This window comes from Psychroflexus sp. MES1-P1E, assembly GCF_002836055.1.
Classification (GTDB): domain Bacteria; phylum Bacteroidota; class Bacteroidia; order Flavobacteriales; family Flavobacteriaceae; genus Psychroflexus.
The window spans coordinates 1-1,218 of record NZ_PJBS01000294.1 but is presented as its reverse complement, the minus strand read 5'-3'; the positions used below and the strand labels follow the sequence as shown (position 1 = coordinate 1,218).

Annotated in this window: 1 protein-coding gene; it reads right to left on the bottom strand. The window is 31.0% G+C overall.

All coding sequences use genetic code 11. The features are described from left to right. Positions 1-120: 120 nt before the first annotated feature. On the bottom strand, positions 121-1,218 hold a 1,098-nt coding region (locus CXF67_RS18255; RefSeq protein ID WP_180957956.1), incomplete at its 5' end, for a hypothetical protein.

The following is a 1,218-nucleotide window of genomic DNA, read 5'->3' as shown; positions in this document are numbered from 1 at the left end:
ATATAAATATTTTGCTTTTATCTTTTCTACTATAAACGCCAAATTTTATATTTAGCGGACTTAGTTAATATTCACAGAACTTTCGGTTTAGCACAAACGCCCTATGCTTTTTATACACTGTTAGGCAACGTTTTTATCACCGTAATAATAGTTTTTACCGTCTTTCTTCTCGATAAATATTTCTCCTTTAGGCTCCAAAACTCTTGAACACCAACCTGATACTTTTTGTCTTGTACAGCCAACTGCGTTTGCTACCTCTACAGCTGATAAAGAGTCATCTTCTGTAAGTGTTGCAATTAACCCTAGAATTTTAACTTCCACTTCAGCGAAATTGCCTTGTGCAACTTCAAATTCCTGATGAACAACTTCATCAAGAATTGTGTCATCAGTAAAACATCTTTTTATTTTAAATTTTGCAACCTCTTCTTCTGGATATATTGTATTACACGTTGGACATTTATAACTTTTTAATTTACTATCTGTGAAGTAACTATCAAACTCTGAAAGTACTGGGTCATAAATAAATCTAGCTGCTGTATATTCATCTTTATTTTCTGCATACTTAATATTTAAATCTAAGCAAATGTCATAATCAATAGCATATAAATTATAGTTACCTCCATATTTTGAGGTTCTACCTTCTTCTAATAAATGAATTAAAAAATTTTCTTTAAATAAATTTAGATACTCTTTTCGATTCGGGTCCACAAGTAAATGACTTGCTGGCCTTGTTGGGTTTTTTTCTTTTTCTGATGTTGCTTTTTTTATTATACTATTCCATAAATCATTATAAAAACCTGGAATTAGTCTTCTTTTTAAAGCACCTTCATATTGTTTTTGATATGTTTTTCTTGCCGACCTTACACCATAATTTATTTCGGAAAGGCCGATTTTAGCACTACTATTTTCTGCTTGTTTCCAAGCATTTTGTAATATGAGACCTATCGTTCTAGTGACTCCGATTGATTCTCTTGCAATTCTAGCTATGATTTCGGTTTGATTTCCCTTTAAAATACTTTCTAAAGTAATTCCATTCGCATATATATCTAGTCTCTTTTGAATTAATTCGGGGATTGCACTTTCAAGTTTATTTAATGTTATTGAGAGTCCGCCTAACCTTTCAACGTGTTCATTTAAATCTAGTGGAATTGGAAATATATCACGCCCAATTATAATTCTATCACCAAAATCAAATCTATCAGTAATAACACCAATCTT